Consider the following 15,463-nt stretch of genomic DNA (forward strand, 5'->3'; position numbering starts at 1 on the left):
TTCTGAAGACGCGCCAATATGCCCCGCCCCGACAGCGCTGCGGAAAAAATTTGCAAGAAAAATCCGGCAGATCGTGCCAAGGAGGGCCTTCTTGCGCGGAACCTGAAGAGGCACTTCGAATGACCATGGGCACACTGGCCGTCCTGATCAACAGCACGCAGCAGAACTGGCTGCCGGAGCGCTGGAAGGCCCGCTTCGACGCGGTCTGCGGGGGACGCCGCGTGGTGCTGCTGCCGGACGCCGGGCTCGATCCGGCGGAGGTGCATTATGCGGCGGTGTGGAAGCCGGTGCCCGGCGATCTCGGTGCGTTCCCCAATCTGCGGGCGATCTTCAACCTTGGCGCCGGCGTTGACGCGCTAATGGCGGACAAGAGCCTGCCCGAGGTGCCGCTGGTGCGCGTCGCCGTGCCCGATCTCACCAATCGCATGACCGAATATGTCATGCTGCACGTGCTGATGCATCACCGCCAGGAGCTTTACCTGCGGCAATCGCAGCGCGAGAAGCGCTGGGAGCCCAGATATCAGTGGCCGGCCAGCGCGGTCACGGTCGGCGTCATGGGATTGGGCACGCTAGGCGCCGATGCGGCCGACGTGCTGCGGCGGCTCGGCTTCCGCGTCGCCGGCTGGAGCCGCAGCCCGCGCACGATCGAGGGCGTCGAATGCTTCCATGGCGCCGCCGGAATGGACGCGTTCCTGCGCAAGACCGATATCCTGGTCTGCCTGCTGCCGCTGACATCAGACACGCACGGCATCCTCAACCGCGAGGTCTTCGCCAAGCTCAATCGCACCAGCCCGCTCGGCGCGCCGGTGCTGATCAATGCCGGCCGCGGCGGCCTGCAGAACGAGGCCGATATTCTCGCCTGCCTCGACGACGGCACGCTCGGCGCCGCCTCGCTCGACGTCTTCGTGCAGGAGCCGCAGCCGAAGGACAGCCGGTTCTGGACCCACCCCAAGGTGGTGTTGACGCCGCACAATGCCGCCGACACCGACGCGGATGCGATCTCGGCCTATGTCGCCGAGCAGATCGCCCGGTTTGAGGCGGGCGGCGCGCTGGAGAACGTGGTGGATCGAACGCGGGGATATTGAAGCTTCGCTTCCAGCTTATCCTTTGGCGCCGATCATCACGTCGATCGCGCCCTTGACGATCGCCTCCAACTCCTTGCGCGGCACGCGGGCGCGGGAGCGGATGGCGATGGTGTGGATGGTGGCCGATGCGATCTGTGCCAGCGCGAACGGATCGGCGCTCTCCGGCAGCTCGCCTTTCTCCTTGGCGCGGCGGAAGCAACTGGCAAAGGCCTTGTCGAGCCCGGTGAGGCCGTCCAGCACCATGGCGCGGATCTCGGGATCGCCGACCGCCTCGGAGGCCGCGGTGACGACCGTGAAGCAACCGCGCGGTCCGGTGTCGCCGGACAGATAGATGTCCAGCGCGGCTGCGTAGATGCGCTCCAGCCGCTGGCGCAGCGGCATCTCCTCGCGGAAGATCGCGACCATCGCCGCGCCCGCCTCGTCGCGATAACGCTGGTAGCTCTTGATGTAGAGCTCGCGCTTGTCGCCGAAGGCGCCGTAGAGGCTCGGCCGATTCATGCCGGTGGCGGCGCTGAGATCGTCGAGCGAGGTGGCCGCGAAACCCTGCTTGCGGAACAGATCGAGCGCCTTGCCGAGCGCGACATCGGGCTCGTAGGCGCGCGGACGGCCGCGGCGCTTAGGCCCACCGCGACGCTCGGGCTCGCCGCGGCGTTCGGGCTGATTGGCAGCAGCTGGCGGCTTCGATTTTTGTACCATTCCGCAAGTTATTCCTTGACCTCACCCATATTATGCAAGATGGTACAAAAATCAATCTGGCCAGGTTGAGCGACACCCACAGAGGAATTGCCCAAGGAGGCTACAGATGGATCTCTATTTCTCGCCGCTTGCCTGCTCGATGGCGACACGCGTCGCGCTGTATGAAGCCGGCGCCGAGGCGAACTACCTCGAAGTCGATCCGCCGACCAAGAAGGTCTTGAGCGACGGCTCCGACTTCCGCACCGTGAATCCGATCGGCCTCGTGCCGACGCTGCGCACCGAGGACGGCATGGTGCTGACCGAGAACGCTGCGATCCTGCAATATGTCGCGGATCGTTTCCCGCAAGCCGGCCTCGGCGCGAGCGCCGGCATCGAGCGCACGCGGCTGCATCAATGGCTCTGCTTCATCGGCACCGAGCTGCACAAGGGCCTCTTCATCCCCATGCTCGACCGCAAGGCGCCGCAGGAAGCCAAGGCCTATGCCCTGGAAAAGAACCTGTCGCGGCTCGACTATCTCGACAATTACCTGAAAGGACGCGAGTTCCTGCTCGACCATTTCAGCGTGGCCGATGCCTATCTCGTCACGGTCATCAACTGGACCATGGCGACGCCGCCGATCGAGCTTGCGAAATGGCCGAACCTGAAGGCGTATCACGAACGGCTGCGTCAGCGACCTTCGATTGCCAAGGCGATCGCGGAGGAGTTCGAGCTGTACAAGGCCGAGCTCGCGCGGAAGAAGGCCGCGGCCTGAGGCCGCACGCGAGCTCCGTAATCGCGCGGCAGCGCGCTATCTCGGCGCCTGCAGCGCGATGCCGTAGCGGCGGTAGATCCGGTCGATCGTGCCGTCGCTGCGCAGCCGCGCCACGGCTGCGTCGATGGCTTCGCGCAACGCATCGTCCGGGCGGACCATGCCGACGCCGACGTTCCAGTTCAGATCGGCCGTGCTCTCATCGCGATCGAGGATCCGGAGCGGATTGTCCGGATGGGTCAGATTGAAATAGCTCGCCGCAGTGGGCGTCACCGCGGCGGCGTCGATCTCGCGGTTCAACACAGCCTCCAGGCTGTCGCTCTCGAAGCCGAAGGTCGAGATCGGCACCCGCCGCCGGCCGATGATCATGGCTGCGATCGATCCAACCTGCACGCCCACCTTGGTCGATTCGTTGAGGCTGGCGAAGGACGTGAGCGTGCTGGATGACGGCACGGCGAGCGCGACGCCTGTGCGATAATACGGTTTGGAGATTCTCAGGCGGGTTTCGCCTTGCGCTTCGCGATCGGCGATGACGTCCAGAAGGATGTCGCAGCCGGCGCTGCGCATCTGGTACTGCGTGATGATCCAATCGAGCCTCAGCGAGACACCGAGCTCGCGTGCCAGCACCCGACCGAGCTCGACCTGGAAGCCGGGCGGATCGCCGGTCTTGTGCGCGAAGGGAAGCGAATTGGGATGTGCGCAGAGCCCGATCACGCCGCTGGAGCGGATCGCCTCCAGGGGGCGCGCCGCCGCCTGCCCGGACAGAGCGATGGCGGCAGCGACGATGACCGGGGCAAATGTCTTCATTCCACACTCTATGCTAGTCAGCCGTCGCGCGGTTTCAGCGCGCGGATGTACTTGACCATCTGATCGATCTGGGCGTCGGTGAAGGCGCCGTCAAAGGCCGGCATCGCTCCTTGCTTGCCGAGCTTGATGCGACTGCGGATATAGTCGTCGTCGCGCGGCGAATTCATCAGTTGCGGCCCCTTCCCAGCGGCCCGGCCACCGTCGGAGTGACAGAAGCCGCAAGTCCCCGCAAACACCTGCTCGACCTCGAACGCCGCGTTCTCCGGCGCGGGTGTGGCGGATTGGGCCTGGGCCATCGCAGCCCACAGCAACGAGGCGCCCAGCCCCGCCAAAATCGTCTTGCAAGACAGTCTCAACAGCTACGCTCCATTCCTGAGCCACGCGGCCGCGACATCGATCGAGGAGCGGGCTTGCGCCCGCTCCAGGATCGGAACATCTGCGGCAGACTATTTCAGGCTGAAGACGACCAGGGCGCCGTCGTCACGCGGCATGCTCTTGTAGACGCCGCCGAAGTTCGGCGCATATTCGTCCGCCAGCATCCCGCCGAAGCCCGCCGTCACCGCGATATATTGCTTGCCGCCGACGGAGTAGCTGACGATGCCGCCCTGATGGCCGGTGCCGTTGTTGTGCCTCCATAGCTCGGCGCCAGTTTCGGCATCATAGGCGTGCAGCACGCCACGCGAATCAGGCACGAAGACGAGGTTGCCTGCGGTCGACAGCACGCTTCCGAGCGGAGGCTCGGGATAGCGAACCTCCCATTTCTTCGCGCCCGTGATGGGATCGCGCGCGTCGAGATGTCCGTAGATCTCGCCACCCGGAGGAGGCACCATCTTGAAATCGGCACCGATGTTGAGCTGGACCTGCGGCGTGGTGACCGGCGTCGTCTTCTGGATATCCAGCGTCATGCACCATTCCTGTCCGATCTTGTAATAGAGACCGGTCTTGGGGCTGTAGGAGCCGGCGTTCCAGCTGATGCCGCCGCCGATGAACGGACACAGCGGCGGTTCGGTGACCTTGCCGACCGGGAAATCGCGACGGCCGATCAGGGCGCCGGTCTTGGGATCGATGTCCTTGACGAAGTTGATGTTCTCGACCAGCCGCCAGACGTTCTTCACTTTGAGATTGCGGTCGTAGACGAAGACAAAGCCGCCCTTGTTCGGATGGACGACGTATTTCTGACCGTCACGCTCGAGCATCACGAATTCGCCGACCGAGCTGTCGAAGTCCCAGGCATCGTGCGGCAGTTCCTGATGGTAGAATTTCAGCTTGCCGGTATCGATGTCGAGCCCGATCACCGAGCTCGTATAGAGGTTATCGCCGGGACGCGCCCCCTGGGTCTTGTAGTCCGGACCCGACCAATCGTAGAGCGGCGCCGGATTCGCAGTGCCCCACAGGACAGTGTTGGTCTCGGAATCGTAGGTGCCCGGCATCCAGCCGCCACCACCGCCGGTGCGCCAGGACTCGTTGCCCCAGGTCTTCATCGCCTCTTCGGTGCCTGCGACCGTGAGGAACTCCCACTTCTTCTTTCCGGTTGCGGCATCGAGCGCGAAGATCGGGCCGCGGCCCGGCCATTCGCCGCCTTGCGCGCCGATGATCACGCTGCCCTTGGCGTAGAGCGGCGCGCCGGTGAAGCCGACCGTCAGCTTCTGCGAGTCGATCAGCCTGGTCTCCCAGAGAACCTTTCCGGTCTTGGCGTCCAGCCCGAAGACACGACCGTCCATGGTGCCGACGAAGACCTTGCCTTCGCCGAGAGCGACGCCGCGGTTATAGGGCGAGTGGGTCTGGCGGCTGATCAGCGCTTCATCCAGCTCCGGAAAGAACGACCAGATCACCTCGCCGCTGGCGCCGTTCAGCGCGAAGACCCGGCTGTAAGAGCCCGAATAGTACAGCACGCCGTCGGCGACGAGCGGCATCGACTGCAGGCCGCGCGTCGATCGCCCGGGAATGTGCATCCATGCCACGCCCAGATTGCCGACATTGCTCGTATTGATCTGTGTAAGCGGGCTGTAGTGATGGGATTTGTACGAACCGTGATAGGTGAGCCAATCGTTCTGGCCGGCGGCCTCGATCCGGGCCGTATCCACGGACTGAGCCAATGCCGCCGTCGCTGCAAGTGTCGCAACGACAACGACAGCCAAGGCCGAGCTGAGCCACTGTTTCCTCATTTGCACTTCCTCCCGCTCTTGTGTTTGTTGATTGCGTCTCGTGAATGCGGCTTGCGAGGGGTATTTGCAGTTCAGTGTGCGTCGATCGTCCTCCATCGGACCGAATCGTCAACAGACGTCCCCTTCCTCGGCGCATCGCGCCGAGGAGCCACGTTCACCGGAGTGGTTGCTGTTGTACTTCTGCTTGCCGTCACACTGTACGACGGATCACAGGGCCTGCAAATATGGAATGCGCGCCGAAGTCGCTTCGATGCAGGGGGACTTGAAACGGCAGCGGCGCTGACCGTTTTGCTTTCGATCCGCCGATCCCGGAACAAGTTGTCTTATCCGTAAAGCACCTTCGGCAGAATCGTGACGATGCCCGGCCACAGCGTCAGCAGCAGCACGAACCCGATCATGATCATGAGGTACGGCATCGTGACGCGGGCGATATAGCCGAGACCGTCGTCGGTCAGCCCCTGGATCACGAACAGGTTGAAGCCGACGGGCGGCGTGATCTGCGCCATCTCCACGGCGAGCACAAGGAAGACGCCGAACCAGACCTCGTCGAAGCCGGCACCCTTCACGATCGGCAGCACGATCGGCAGCGTCATCACGATCATCGAGAAGCCGTCGAGGAAACAGCCGAGCACGAGATAGAAGACGATCAGCGCCACGATCAGCATGAAGGGCGACAGGCCGAGGCTCTTGACGAACGCGGCCACCGCCTGCGGGATGCCGAGGAAGGCCGCGGCATTGCCGAGGATCGAGGCTCCCAGCACGATCAGCGCGATCATCGAACAGGTGACGACCGAGCCGATCAAGACGTCGCGGATCACCTGCTGCGACATTGCGCCTTGCACCCAGGCAACCAGGGCCGCGCCGAGCACGCCGACCGCGGCAGCTTCGGAGGGCGTTGCGAGCCCGCCATACATCGAGCCGAGCACGCATGCGATCAGGAACAGCGCCGGCGCGAGATCCTTCAGTGCTGCAAAGCGCTCGCTCCACGGCACCTGCGAGAGCTTGGCTTCGGTCTCGGGCACCATCGCGGGTTTGAGGGTGGTGTGCAGCATCACCCAGGCCATGAACGTCGCGGCCAGCAGGAAGCCCGGCAGCACGCCGGCGGTGAACAGCTTCAGGATCGAGACGTCGCCGAGCACGCCGTAGATGATCATGATGTTGGAGGGCGGGATCAGGAAGCCCAGCGTGCCGGCGCCGGCGAGCGAGCCGATCGCGATGTCACGGGAATAACCTCGGCGCGTGAGCTCGCTGAGCGACATGCGGCCGATCACCTGCGTCGTCGCGGCCGACGAGCCCGAGATCGCCGCGAAGATGGTGCAGCCGATCACGTTGACATGCAGCAGGCGGCCGGGCAGCAGCCCGGCCCACGGTGCCAGTCCCTGAAACAGCGAGCGCGACAGGCGGGTGCGGAAAAGCAACTCGCCCATCAGAATGAACAGCGGCAGCGCCAGCAGCTCCTGCGTGGTCAGGATGTTCCAGGCGTATTGCGGCAGCAGTTTTTCAAGCGGGATCGAGCGGAACATCGCGAGCAGCAGCGTCGCGGTCAGCGCAAGCGTGAGGCCGATCCAGACGCCGCAAGCCAGCAGCACAAACAGGATCGCGAACAGGGCGACGACTTCGACGGTCATGCGAACTTGGATCCGGATGCGGGCAAGGCGGTCATTCGACGGGCGAGGCCTTCATGCGATGGTCCTCCAGCGGCAGGCCGAGCGCGGCCTGGATCGCACGCGCGAGGAACTGCAGCGTCAGCAGCAACATGCCGAAGGTGACGATCGCTTGCGGAAACCACAGCGGCGTGTCGCTCGAGGTCGAGACCTGGCCGCGCACGAAGGCGCTCCAGGCGAATTTCGCCATGGCCATGGTCAGGAACGCCATGAAGGCGAAGCCGGCCGCCGCCGAGAGGATCTCGAGCGCGCGCTGCACCGGCACGGGTGCGTTCTTCAGGAGCAGCACGACGCGGATGTGGCCGCCGACGCGCAGCGTCATGGCGGCGCCGAAAGTGAAGGCCGCCGCCATCAGATAGGAGGAATATTCCCACGCGATCGAGATGGTCGGCGGGAAGAACGGCAGGAAGTTCGAGAGGAAGCGGGTTGCGACCTCGCACAGCATCAACAGCGTCAGCATCAGGAGACAGAAGCCGCCGATCCAGCCGTCGAGCCGGCCGAGGCGATCGATGGCGTCGAGGACGATGCGCAGCGGCGCGGGCGCCGCTGCGTTGAGGCTTTGCGATGCTTCGGGCGAAAGGCTCACCACGTCTCGCCCTCAGCCGCGCTTGATTTCGGCGAGATAGGCCCGCACCGGCTTGTCCGCCGCCGGCACGCGCTTGAGGAAGGCGTCCAACTGCGGCGCGGTCTTGGCCCGGATGTCCTTCATCATGGCGTCCGAGACCGGCACCACCTCCATGCCGCCCTCCTTGAGGCGGTTGAGGCTGTCGACATCGGCCTTGAGCGAATTGGCCCAGAAGCCGGGCTCCATCTTCGCCGCGATGTCAGCGACCAGCTTCTGTTGATCGGCGCCGAGCGCCTTCCAGGCATCGAGATTGACGGTGAGCATCTGCGACGACCAGACATGGTTGGTCGGGTAGACGTATTTCAGGAACTCCCAGAACTTGCCGTCGACGCCGGACACCGACGAGGTGGAGACCCCGGCCACCGCGCCGGAGGCGAGTGCGGGGATCGTTTCGCCCCAGGGGATCATCACCGCCGCCATACCGATGGCATTGAGCATCTCGACCGCATTCTTGTCGGGCACGCGGATCTTGATGTTCTTGAGGCCCTCGACCTCGGCGACCTTCGCCTTCAGATGCAGATATTGCGTCGGCCACGGCACGATGTAGAGGATCTTCTGGTTGTTGCGCGCAGCGATCTTCTCGTATTCAGGCCGCACATATTTGTGCAGCACCTTGAGCTCCTCCACGGAGCCGCAGAGGAAGGGGATGCTCTCGACGCCCATGAAGGGCTCGTCGCCGACCTGCTGGATGTTGAGGACGTCGGCGAGCGGCACCAGGCCGTCGCGCACGGCCCGCAAGTGCTCGGGCCCCTTGAAGCCGAGCTGGCCGCCGGCCTTCACGGTGATGGCGACCGCACCATTGCTCTGCTTCTTCACCTCCTCCGCAAACGCCATCGCGTTCTGGGTGTGGAAATTGCCGTCGGGCCAGACCGTCGACATATCCCAGCTCGTTGCCGCCCGTGCGCGAGTCGAGATGTGGCCGGCGGCGAGCAGCGTCGCTGCGCCCACAGTGAAGTTCCGTCGCGTAATCATTGCTCCCCTCCGTTTACCGAGCGCGTTGATGCATCAACGCGCGTACCCATAGACCTTGACTGCGTTCTCCGAAGACACGAGACCGCTTGCGACGTCGTCGTTGACGGCCGCGCGATCGCGCTCCCTGGGATCGCCGATGCCGGCACCGCCGGGCGTCAGCACCACCAGCCGGTCGTCCGGCGGCACCTGCTGAAAGCCCTTGCCGCGCAGCTTCTTGCCGGACTTGAGACCGACATAGCCGGCCTCGCCGTTCTGGCCGCCGTCCCGCCCGCGCGGCGGGTGGTCGATGCGGTCGAACGCGGCGAGGATGTCGAACGGCGCATCGACCCCGCTGCCGACTTCGATGATCTGGCCGAGGCCGCCGCGGGTGCGCCCTGCCCCGCCGGAATCCGGGCGCAGCTCCTTGCGCCAGAAGATCAGCGGCGTCTGCGTCTCCGCGATCTCGACCGGCGTGCCGCGCACGCCGCTTGGGTAAGCGGTCGCCGACAGCCCGTCCTTGCCGAAGCGCGCACCGGTGCCGCCGTTGGAGGTGACTGCCATCGAGAACCCGTAATTGCCGCCGGCGCCGGAGCGGGTCTGGCCGCGCACGTTGAGATTCCACAGGCAGGAGGTGCCTTCCGCAGGCACGCGCTCGGGAATGATCTGGCGCAGGCAGCCGAACACGACGTCCGGCAGCATCTGGCCGATGACGTGGCGCGACGCCACGGGCGCCGGCTTCGGCGCATTGAGGATGGCACCGGCCGGCGCAGACACCGTCAGCGGCGAGAGCGAGCCGGCATTGTTGGGGATCTGCGAGGCGACGACGCAGCCGAGGCCGAACACGGTATAGGCGGTGGTGTAGGACAGCGGCACGTTGATGCCGAATTTTGACGCGGCGGACGTGCCGTCGAAATCGACGTGGATGCCGGTATCCGAGATGGTCAGCGTCGCCGCCAGCGTCACCGGGGCATCATATCCGTCGACCACCATGGTGTTGCGCCAGCTGCCCTTCGGCAGCTTTGCAATCTCGGCCAGCACGGCCTCGCGCGAGCGGTCGCAGATGTAGTCGCCGAGCTCGTCGAGCGTCTCGATGCCGAACTCGCTCATCATCTCGACCAGGCGCTCGCAGCCAACGTCGTTGCAGCCGGCGAGCGAATAGGTGTCGCCCTCGGTGTCGATCGGAAGCCGCGTGTTGGTGCGGATCATCGCCATCAGCGTCTCGTTGACGACGCCCTGGTCGATCAGCTTCAGCATGGGGATGTAGAGCCCCTCCATGAACACGTCGGTGGCATCGGGCCCGAAGCCGATACCGCCGATGTCCATGAGATGGCTGGTGCAGGAGAACAGTGCGACGACCTTGCCGTCCTTGAAGCAGGGCGTGGTGACGACGAAATCGTTGAGATGACCGGTCCCCATCCAGGGATCGTTGGTGATGTAGGCATCGCCCTGCTTCATCGTCTCGATCGGGAAGTGAGCGATGAAGTGCTTGACCGATTCCGCCATCGAATTGACGTGGCCGGGCGTGCCGGTCACCGCCTGCGCCAGCATCCGGCCCCTGAGGTCGAACACGCCGGCCGAGAGGTCGCCGCATTCGCGCACGATCGGGCTGAAGGCGGTGCGCAAGAGCACCTGCGCCTGCTCCTCGACCACGGCGATCAGCCGGTGCCACATGATCTGAAGGTCGATCAGGCTCGCGCCATTTGCCTTGCTCATGATCAGGCCGCCTTTCGTTCCATGACGATGCTGCCGGCACCGTCGATATGGGCGTCGAAACTGGTGGAGACGAAGGTCGAGGTTTCGTCTTCCGCGATCACGGCGGGGCCTGCGATGGTCGCCCCTGGCGCCATGTCCTCGCGCCGATAGAGCGGGATCTCGATCACTTCGCCGGCCCGGCCGTCGAAGAATTTTCGGCTGCCGGACGCCTTGGCCGCGGGCTGGCGCGCCACGGAAGCGACGGCGGGCGGATTGCGCGCCTCGGTGGTCGCGAGCACCGACCAGCTCAACACCTCGATCGCCGCGCCCGGGATCGGTCGCTCGAACATCGCCGAATAGTCGGCCTCGAACTTTTGCCGCAGACCGGCGAGATCGGCCGTCGTCAGCGGACGGTTCGGCAGCTCGACGGTGATCTCGTGGCCCTGGCCGACATAGCGCATGAAAGCCGCGCGGCGCTCGCGCACCGGCGCGCCGGCCGCGCCCGGCTCGACCAGCGCGCGCGCTTCGGTCACCATGTCCTGAAGCAAGTCAGAGACCGCCTCGGTATCGAAATCATCGAGCCGGACGTGACGGCTGCGCACCAATTCATACGCGATGGGAGCCGCCAGAAATCCGACCGCCGAGCCGACGCCGGCGTTCGAGGGCACGATCACGCGGGAGACGCCGATCTTCTCGGCAACGCGCGCCGCATGCAGCGGCGCGGCGCCGCCGAAGGCGATCAGCGTGTGCTGGCCGACCACCGCGCCGCGCTCGACAGCGTGCACGCGCGCGGCGCTCGCCATGTTCTCGCAGACCACCTCGTGCACGGCATAAGCCGCTGTTTCCGCCGACAGGCCGAGCGGCGCACCGACATCGCGCAGCAGCGCCTGTTTCGACAGCTCCGGATCGAGCTTGATCGTGCCGGCCGCAAAGGCGTCAGGATCGATCATTCCGAGCGCAACGTCGGCATCCGTCACCGCGGGGCGCTGACCGCCGCGGCCATAGCAGGCCGGTCCCGGCTCCGACGAGGCGCTCTCCGGGCCGACGGTGACGCGCTTCATCGCGTCGACATGGGCGATCGAACCGCCGCCGGCGCCGATCTCGACCATCTCGATCACGGGGATGCGCACCGGCAGGCCGGAGCCCTTGAGGAAGCGCGCGGCGCGATCGACCTCGAACACGCGCGAGGTCTCGGGCTGGTATTTCTCGATCAGGCAGATTTTCGCGGTGGTGCCGCCCATGTCGAAGGACAGCACCTTGCTCTCCCCGAGTCGCGCCGCGATCTGCGCCGCGAAGATCGCGCCGCCGGCCGGACCGGATTCGACGAGACGCACTGGAAAGCGCCGCGCGGTCTCGATCGAGGTGACGCCGCCGCCTGACGTGACGAGGTAGATCGCGCCGCGGAACTGCTCGACCTGCAGGGCGTCGGCCATGCGGGCGAGATAACCGTCGATCAGGGGTTGCACATAGGCGTTCGCGACCGCAGTCGATGTGCGCTCATACTCGCGAATTTCGGGACAGACGGCGGAAGACACCGTCACGGAGATGCCGGGCATCTCCTCGGCCATGATCGCCGCTGCGCGTCGCTCGTGCTCGGGATTGGCGTAGGAGTGCAGGAAGGCGACCGCGACGCTCTCGACGCCGAGTTCACGCAATTTCGGCGCGAGCGCGCGCACGGCCGTCTCGTCGAGCGGGAGGCGGACGGCGCCGTGGGCGTCGATGCGCTCGGGCACGGTGAAGCGGAGGCCGCGCGGCGCCAGCGGCTTCGGCTTGTCGATGCTGAGATCGTACTGGTCGTAGCGGCTCTCGGTGCCGATATCGAGCACGTCGCGAAAGCCTTCGGTTGCGATCAGCGCCGTCTTGGCGCCGCGCCGCTCGATGATAGCGTTGGTCGCAAGCGTCGTGCCGTGGATGAAGACGTCGATATCGCTGATATGCGCGCGCGCATCGGCAAGAATGAGCCGCATGCCGTCCAGCACCGCCTGCTCGGGCCGCTGCGGCGTCGTCAGCACCTTGCGGGTTTTGCGGTCTTGTCCCACGTCCAGCACGATGTCGGTGAACGTGCCACCGATATCAACGGCAAGCCGCACCTCGGCTCCCTCGAGCATTCCAATTTCTCCGTGCTGATCGTCAAGTTCGGGTCCAAAAGCACAGCAATTCCCGTGCCATGAGGCATGCCTGCAACGCTGTGCCCGGCTATTTTGCGCGGCACCTATGCAATAGGCAAGGCGTGTTCGCGCCTGAGCGATCAGAGCAGGAACGCAAGCGCCGCTTCACAGCGCTCCTCGACCTTCAGCGTCAGGAGATCGTCGGCGCGGGTGCGGCCGAGATTGACCGCGGCGATGGGGATATTGCGCCGCGCGGCGGCTTGGACGAAGCGGAAGCCGGAATAGACCATCAGTGACGAGCCGACGATCAGCATGGCATCGGCTTCTGCCAGATGATCCTGCGCCGTGGCCACCACCTCGCGCGGCACGTTCTCACCGAAGAACACCACGTCGGGCTTGAGGATGCCGCCGCAGGCTTCGCAAGGAGGCACCTCGAAGGAGGAAAAATCCTCGTGCTCCAGATCGGCGTCGCCGTCGGGTGCATCCGCGGCATCGAGCGTCAGCCATGCCGCATTGGCGCGGCCGAGCGCGTGCTGAAACTCCTCGCGCGGCGTCTTCGCCCCGCAGCCCATGCAGCGGACCAGATCGAGCCGGCCGTGCAGGTCGATCACCTGCCGATGGCCGGCCGACTGATGCAGCCGGTCGACGTTCTGGGTCAGCAGCATCCCGCACCGGCCGTTCGCCTCGAGCCGGGCCAGCGCGCGATGCGCATCGTTGGGCCTCGCCCGACCGAACCGCCGCCAGCCGATCAGGCTGCGCGCCCAATAGCGCCGGCGGGTTGGCTCGTCCGACATGAAGGCCTGGAAGTTGACGGGCTGGGTCCGCTTCCAATTGCCCTGGCTGTCGCGATAGTCGGGAATCCCGGAATTGGTGCTGCAGCCGGCGCCCGTCAGCACGAACAGGCGTTCGTGCCGGCCGATGAAATTCTGGAGCGGAGGTTTTGCCGGAGGGGCATTCGTCATGGCGCATGATGTAGTTCGCGCCGGCCCGTTTTGCCAGATGACGACAATCCCGGCGCATGGCGGCCGCATAGCCGCTATCGCGGCGACCGCCGTCCCGTGAGATCGAGCGGACGAGCTTTCTCTTGTCCCGCGATCCGCGCGGCCTGCTGCAGCGTCAGCCTGAACTCGTCCCGCTTCTCGTGCACCGAGGCGATCGCATGCCCGACCGCAACGCCGAGGCCGACCAGTGCGGCTTCGGAGAGCTGCAGGCTCGCCTCGATGGTCTCCGGCACCGCATCGGTTGCGCCGATCGCGTAAAGGTGCCGGGCATGATCGGCGTCTCGCGCACGCGAGACGATCAGCACGTCCGGCCGCACCGCCCGGATCCGCTCGACGACGGCATCGATCGCCGGCCGCGACTGGATGGTGATGATCACGCCGGTCGTCTGCATCAAGCCGCAGGCTTCGAGGAAACCCGGCTCTGTCGCATCGCCAAAATAGACCTTGTGACCGTCGCGGCGATCACGCGCCACGTCGACGGCCGCGTGATCGACCGCGATGTAGTTCAGGCCATGGCTGGTCAGCAGGGAGCAGACCACCTTTCCAACGCGGCCATAGCCGACCACGATGGCTTGCGCCCGGTCGCCGGGCGGCCGGACCGCGAGCTCGGGATCGGGCGTGCGTTCGCTGCTCAGCTTCGCGGCCAATCGTCGCCCGAGCATGCCCAGAAGCGGCGTCAGGGCCATCGTCACGGCGGTGACGGCGACGGCAAAGCTCGACACGGGGGGCTCGATCATGCCTCCGGCCGCCGCCATTCCGATGCTGACGAAGGCGAATTCGCCGACGGGGCCCAGCAGGAAGCCGATCTCGATCGCCGCCGGCCATGACAGCCTGAAGAGGCGTCCCAGGATGATGAGCACGATCGCCTTGCCGACGAGAATGCCGACGACGGCGGCCAGCAGCCAGCCGGGCTCGCGCAGGAACACACGGACGTCGATCGCCATCCCGACTGTGAAGAAGAAGATGCCCAGCAGCAGGCCCTTGAACGGCTCGACGGTGGCCTCGATGGCCTTGCCATATTCGGTTTCCGCCAGCATCAGTCCTGCAACGAAGGCTCCGAGCGCCATCGACAGGCCAGCCTGGTGGGCGGCAAGGCCTGCGCCGACGATGACGAACAAGGTCGCGGCAACGAACAACTCCGTCGAATGGGTGCCTGCGACCATCTGGAAGAGCGGACGCATCAGCAGCCGTCCGACCAGAGTGAGGAAGGCTACCGCCAGCACAGCCTTCAGGACCGCACTGGAGATGTGCGCCACGACCGAGCCACCGCTTCCCGCGCCGAGCACCGAGACGAAAACCAGAATGGGGACGACTGCGAGGTCTTGAGCCAGCAGCACCGAGAAGCTGGCGCGCCCGGCCGAGGTGGAAAGCCGCCTCTCGGCGGACAGGAGCTCGAGCACGATCGCCGTCGAGGACAGCGCAAGGCTCGCGCCGAGGATCACGGCCGTATCGGAGCTCTGCCCGAAGAGAAGCGCCACGCCGAAAATCATGGCCGACGTCGCGAGGACTTGCAGGCCGCCGAGCCCGAACACCAGACGCCGCATCGTCATGAGCCGTCTGAAAGACAGCTCGAGCCCGATCAGGAATAGCAGGAACACGATGCCGAGATTGGCGATACCCTCGACGTTCTGGGCGTCCGTCACGGTGAACCAGTACAGGACCGGGACGTCCTTGACGAGCGAGCCGAGCCCGAGCGGACCGAGAATGGCGCCGGCCCCGAGATAGCCCAGCACGGGATTGATGCCCCAATGCCGGACCATTGGCACCACCACGCCGGCAGTCCCGAGCACCACCAGCGCGTCACTATAGGCATTGATGTTGATGGTTGTGGTCACGGGCCCTTCACGTGTCGGCGCCCGCCAATAGCGGCAGCGCCATCCACGGTCGATAGCACACGGCGCCGCAGATCCCCAACCGGTCG

The 15,463-nt window shown here is 65.6% G+C and carries 13 protein-coding genes; 2 read left to right on the forward strand and 11 right to left on the reverse strand.

What is annotated here, in order from left to right:
* Positions 1–119: 119 nt before the first annotated feature.
* Complete coding sequence (locus tag I6F36_RS12255) at positions 120–1,085, forward strand: glyoxylate/hydroxypyruvate reductase A (RefSeq protein ID WP_225139269.1); 966 nt, start codon at positions 120–122, stop codon at positions 1,083–1,085.
* A 15-nt stretch (positions 1,086–1,100) separates the two neighbouring features.
* On the opposite strand, the gene I6F36_RS12260 is transcribed toward I6F36_RS12255, so the two are convergent.
* The gene (locus I6F36_RS12260; RefSeq protein WP_225139270.1) at positions 1,101–1,781 is read right to left on the reverse strand and encodes a TetR/AcrR family transcriptional regulator; all 681 of its coding nucleotides are present in this window, start codon (positions 1,779–1,781) and stop codon (positions 1,101–1,103) included.
* Positions 1,782–1,887: 106 nt separating this feature from the next.
* Here I6F36_RS12260 and I6F36_RS12265 point away from each other — a divergent pair, with 106 nt between their 5' ends.
* Positions 1,888–2,532, forward strand: a complete 645-nt coding sequence (locus I6F36_RS12265) for a glutathione binding-like protein (RefSeq protein WP_225139271.1) — start codon at positions 1,888–1,890, stop codon at positions 2,530–2,532.
* Between the two features lie 36 nt (positions 2,533–2,568).
* On the opposite strand, the gene I6F36_RS12270 is transcribed toward I6F36_RS12265, so the two are convergent.
* The 10 genes from I6F36_RS12270 to I6F36_RS12315 all read right to left on the reverse strand — a co-directional run bounded on the left by I6F36_RS12270 (position 2,569) and on the right by I6F36_RS12315 (position 15,377).
* Positions 2,569–3,336 (reverse strand): ABC transporter substrate-binding protein, encoded by a 768-nt coding sequence (locus I6F36_RS12270; RefSeq protein ID WP_225139272.1) that lies wholly within the window; start codon positions 3,334–3,336, stop codon positions 2,569–2,571.
* Positions 3,337–3,353: 17 nt separating this feature from the next.
* The gene (locus I6F36_RS12275; RefSeq protein ID WP_225112963.1) at positions 3,354–3,668 is read right to left on the reverse strand and encodes a cytochrome c; all 315 of its coding nucleotides are present in this window, start codon (positions 3,666–3,668) and stop codon (positions 3,354–3,356) included.
* A 114-nt stretch (positions 3,669–3,782) separates the two neighbouring features.
* Positions 3,783–5,501, reverse strand: coding sequence for a PQQ-binding-like beta-propeller repeat protein (locus I6F36_RS12280; RefSeq protein ID WP_035998486.1), 1,719 nt, complete (start codon positions 5,499–5,501; stop codon positions 3,783–3,785).
* A 323-nt stretch (positions 5,502–5,824) separates the two neighbouring features.
* Positions 5,825–7,129, reverse strand: coding sequence for a TRAP transporter large permease (locus tag I6F36_RS12285; RefSeq protein WP_225126333.1), 1,305 nt, complete (start codon positions 7,127–7,129; stop codon positions 5,825–5,827).
* 31 nt (positions 7,130–7,160) lie between these two features.
* A complete protein-coding gene (locus I6F36_RS12290) occupies positions 7,161–7,754 on the reverse strand; it encodes a TRAP transporter small permease (protein WP_225126335.1) in 594 nt (197 codons plus the stop codon).
* Positions 7,755–7,763: 9 nt separating this feature from the next.
* Positions 7,764–8,762: a TRAP transporter substrate-binding protein gene (locus I6F36_RS12295; protein ID WP_225126337.1), complete on the reverse strand. Its 999-nt coding sequence runs from the start codon at positions 8,760–8,762 to the stop codon at positions 7,764–7,766.
* Positions 8,763–8,795: 33 nt separating this feature from the next.
* The gene (locus I6F36_RS12300; RefSeq protein ID WP_225126338.1) at positions 8,796–10,454 is read right to left on the reverse strand and encodes a hydantoinase B/oxoprolinase family protein; all 1,659 of its coding nucleotides are present in this window, start codon (positions 10,452–10,454) and stop codon (positions 8,796–8,798) included.
* Positions 10,455–10,456: 2 nt separating this feature from the next.
* Positions 10,457–12,541: a hydantoinase/oxoprolinase family protein gene (locus tag I6F36_RS12305; protein ID WP_035998471.1), complete on the reverse strand. Its 2,085-nt coding sequence runs from the start codon at positions 12,539–12,541 to the stop codon at positions 10,457–10,459.
* A 140-nt stretch (positions 12,542–12,681) separates the two neighbouring features.
* Positions 12,682–13,503, reverse strand: a complete 822-nt coding sequence (locus I6F36_RS12310) for an NAD-dependent protein deacetylase (protein WP_225171499.1) — start codon at positions 13,501–13,503, stop codon at positions 12,682–12,684.
* 74 nt (positions 13,504–13,577) lie between these two features.
* Complete coding sequence (locus I6F36_RS12315; protein ID WP_035998463.1) at positions 13,578–15,377, reverse strand: cation:proton antiporter; 1,800 nt, start codon at positions 15,375–15,377, stop codon at positions 13,578–13,580.
* Positions 15,378–15,463 lie beyond the last annotated feature (86 nt).

The organism is Bradyrhizobium sp. BRP19 (assembly GCF_020194195.1).
In the GTDB taxonomy this organism is placed as follows: domain Bacteria; phylum Pseudomonadota; class Alphaproteobacteria; order Rhizobiales; family Xanthobacteraceae; genus Bradyrhizobium; species Bradyrhizobium yuanmingense.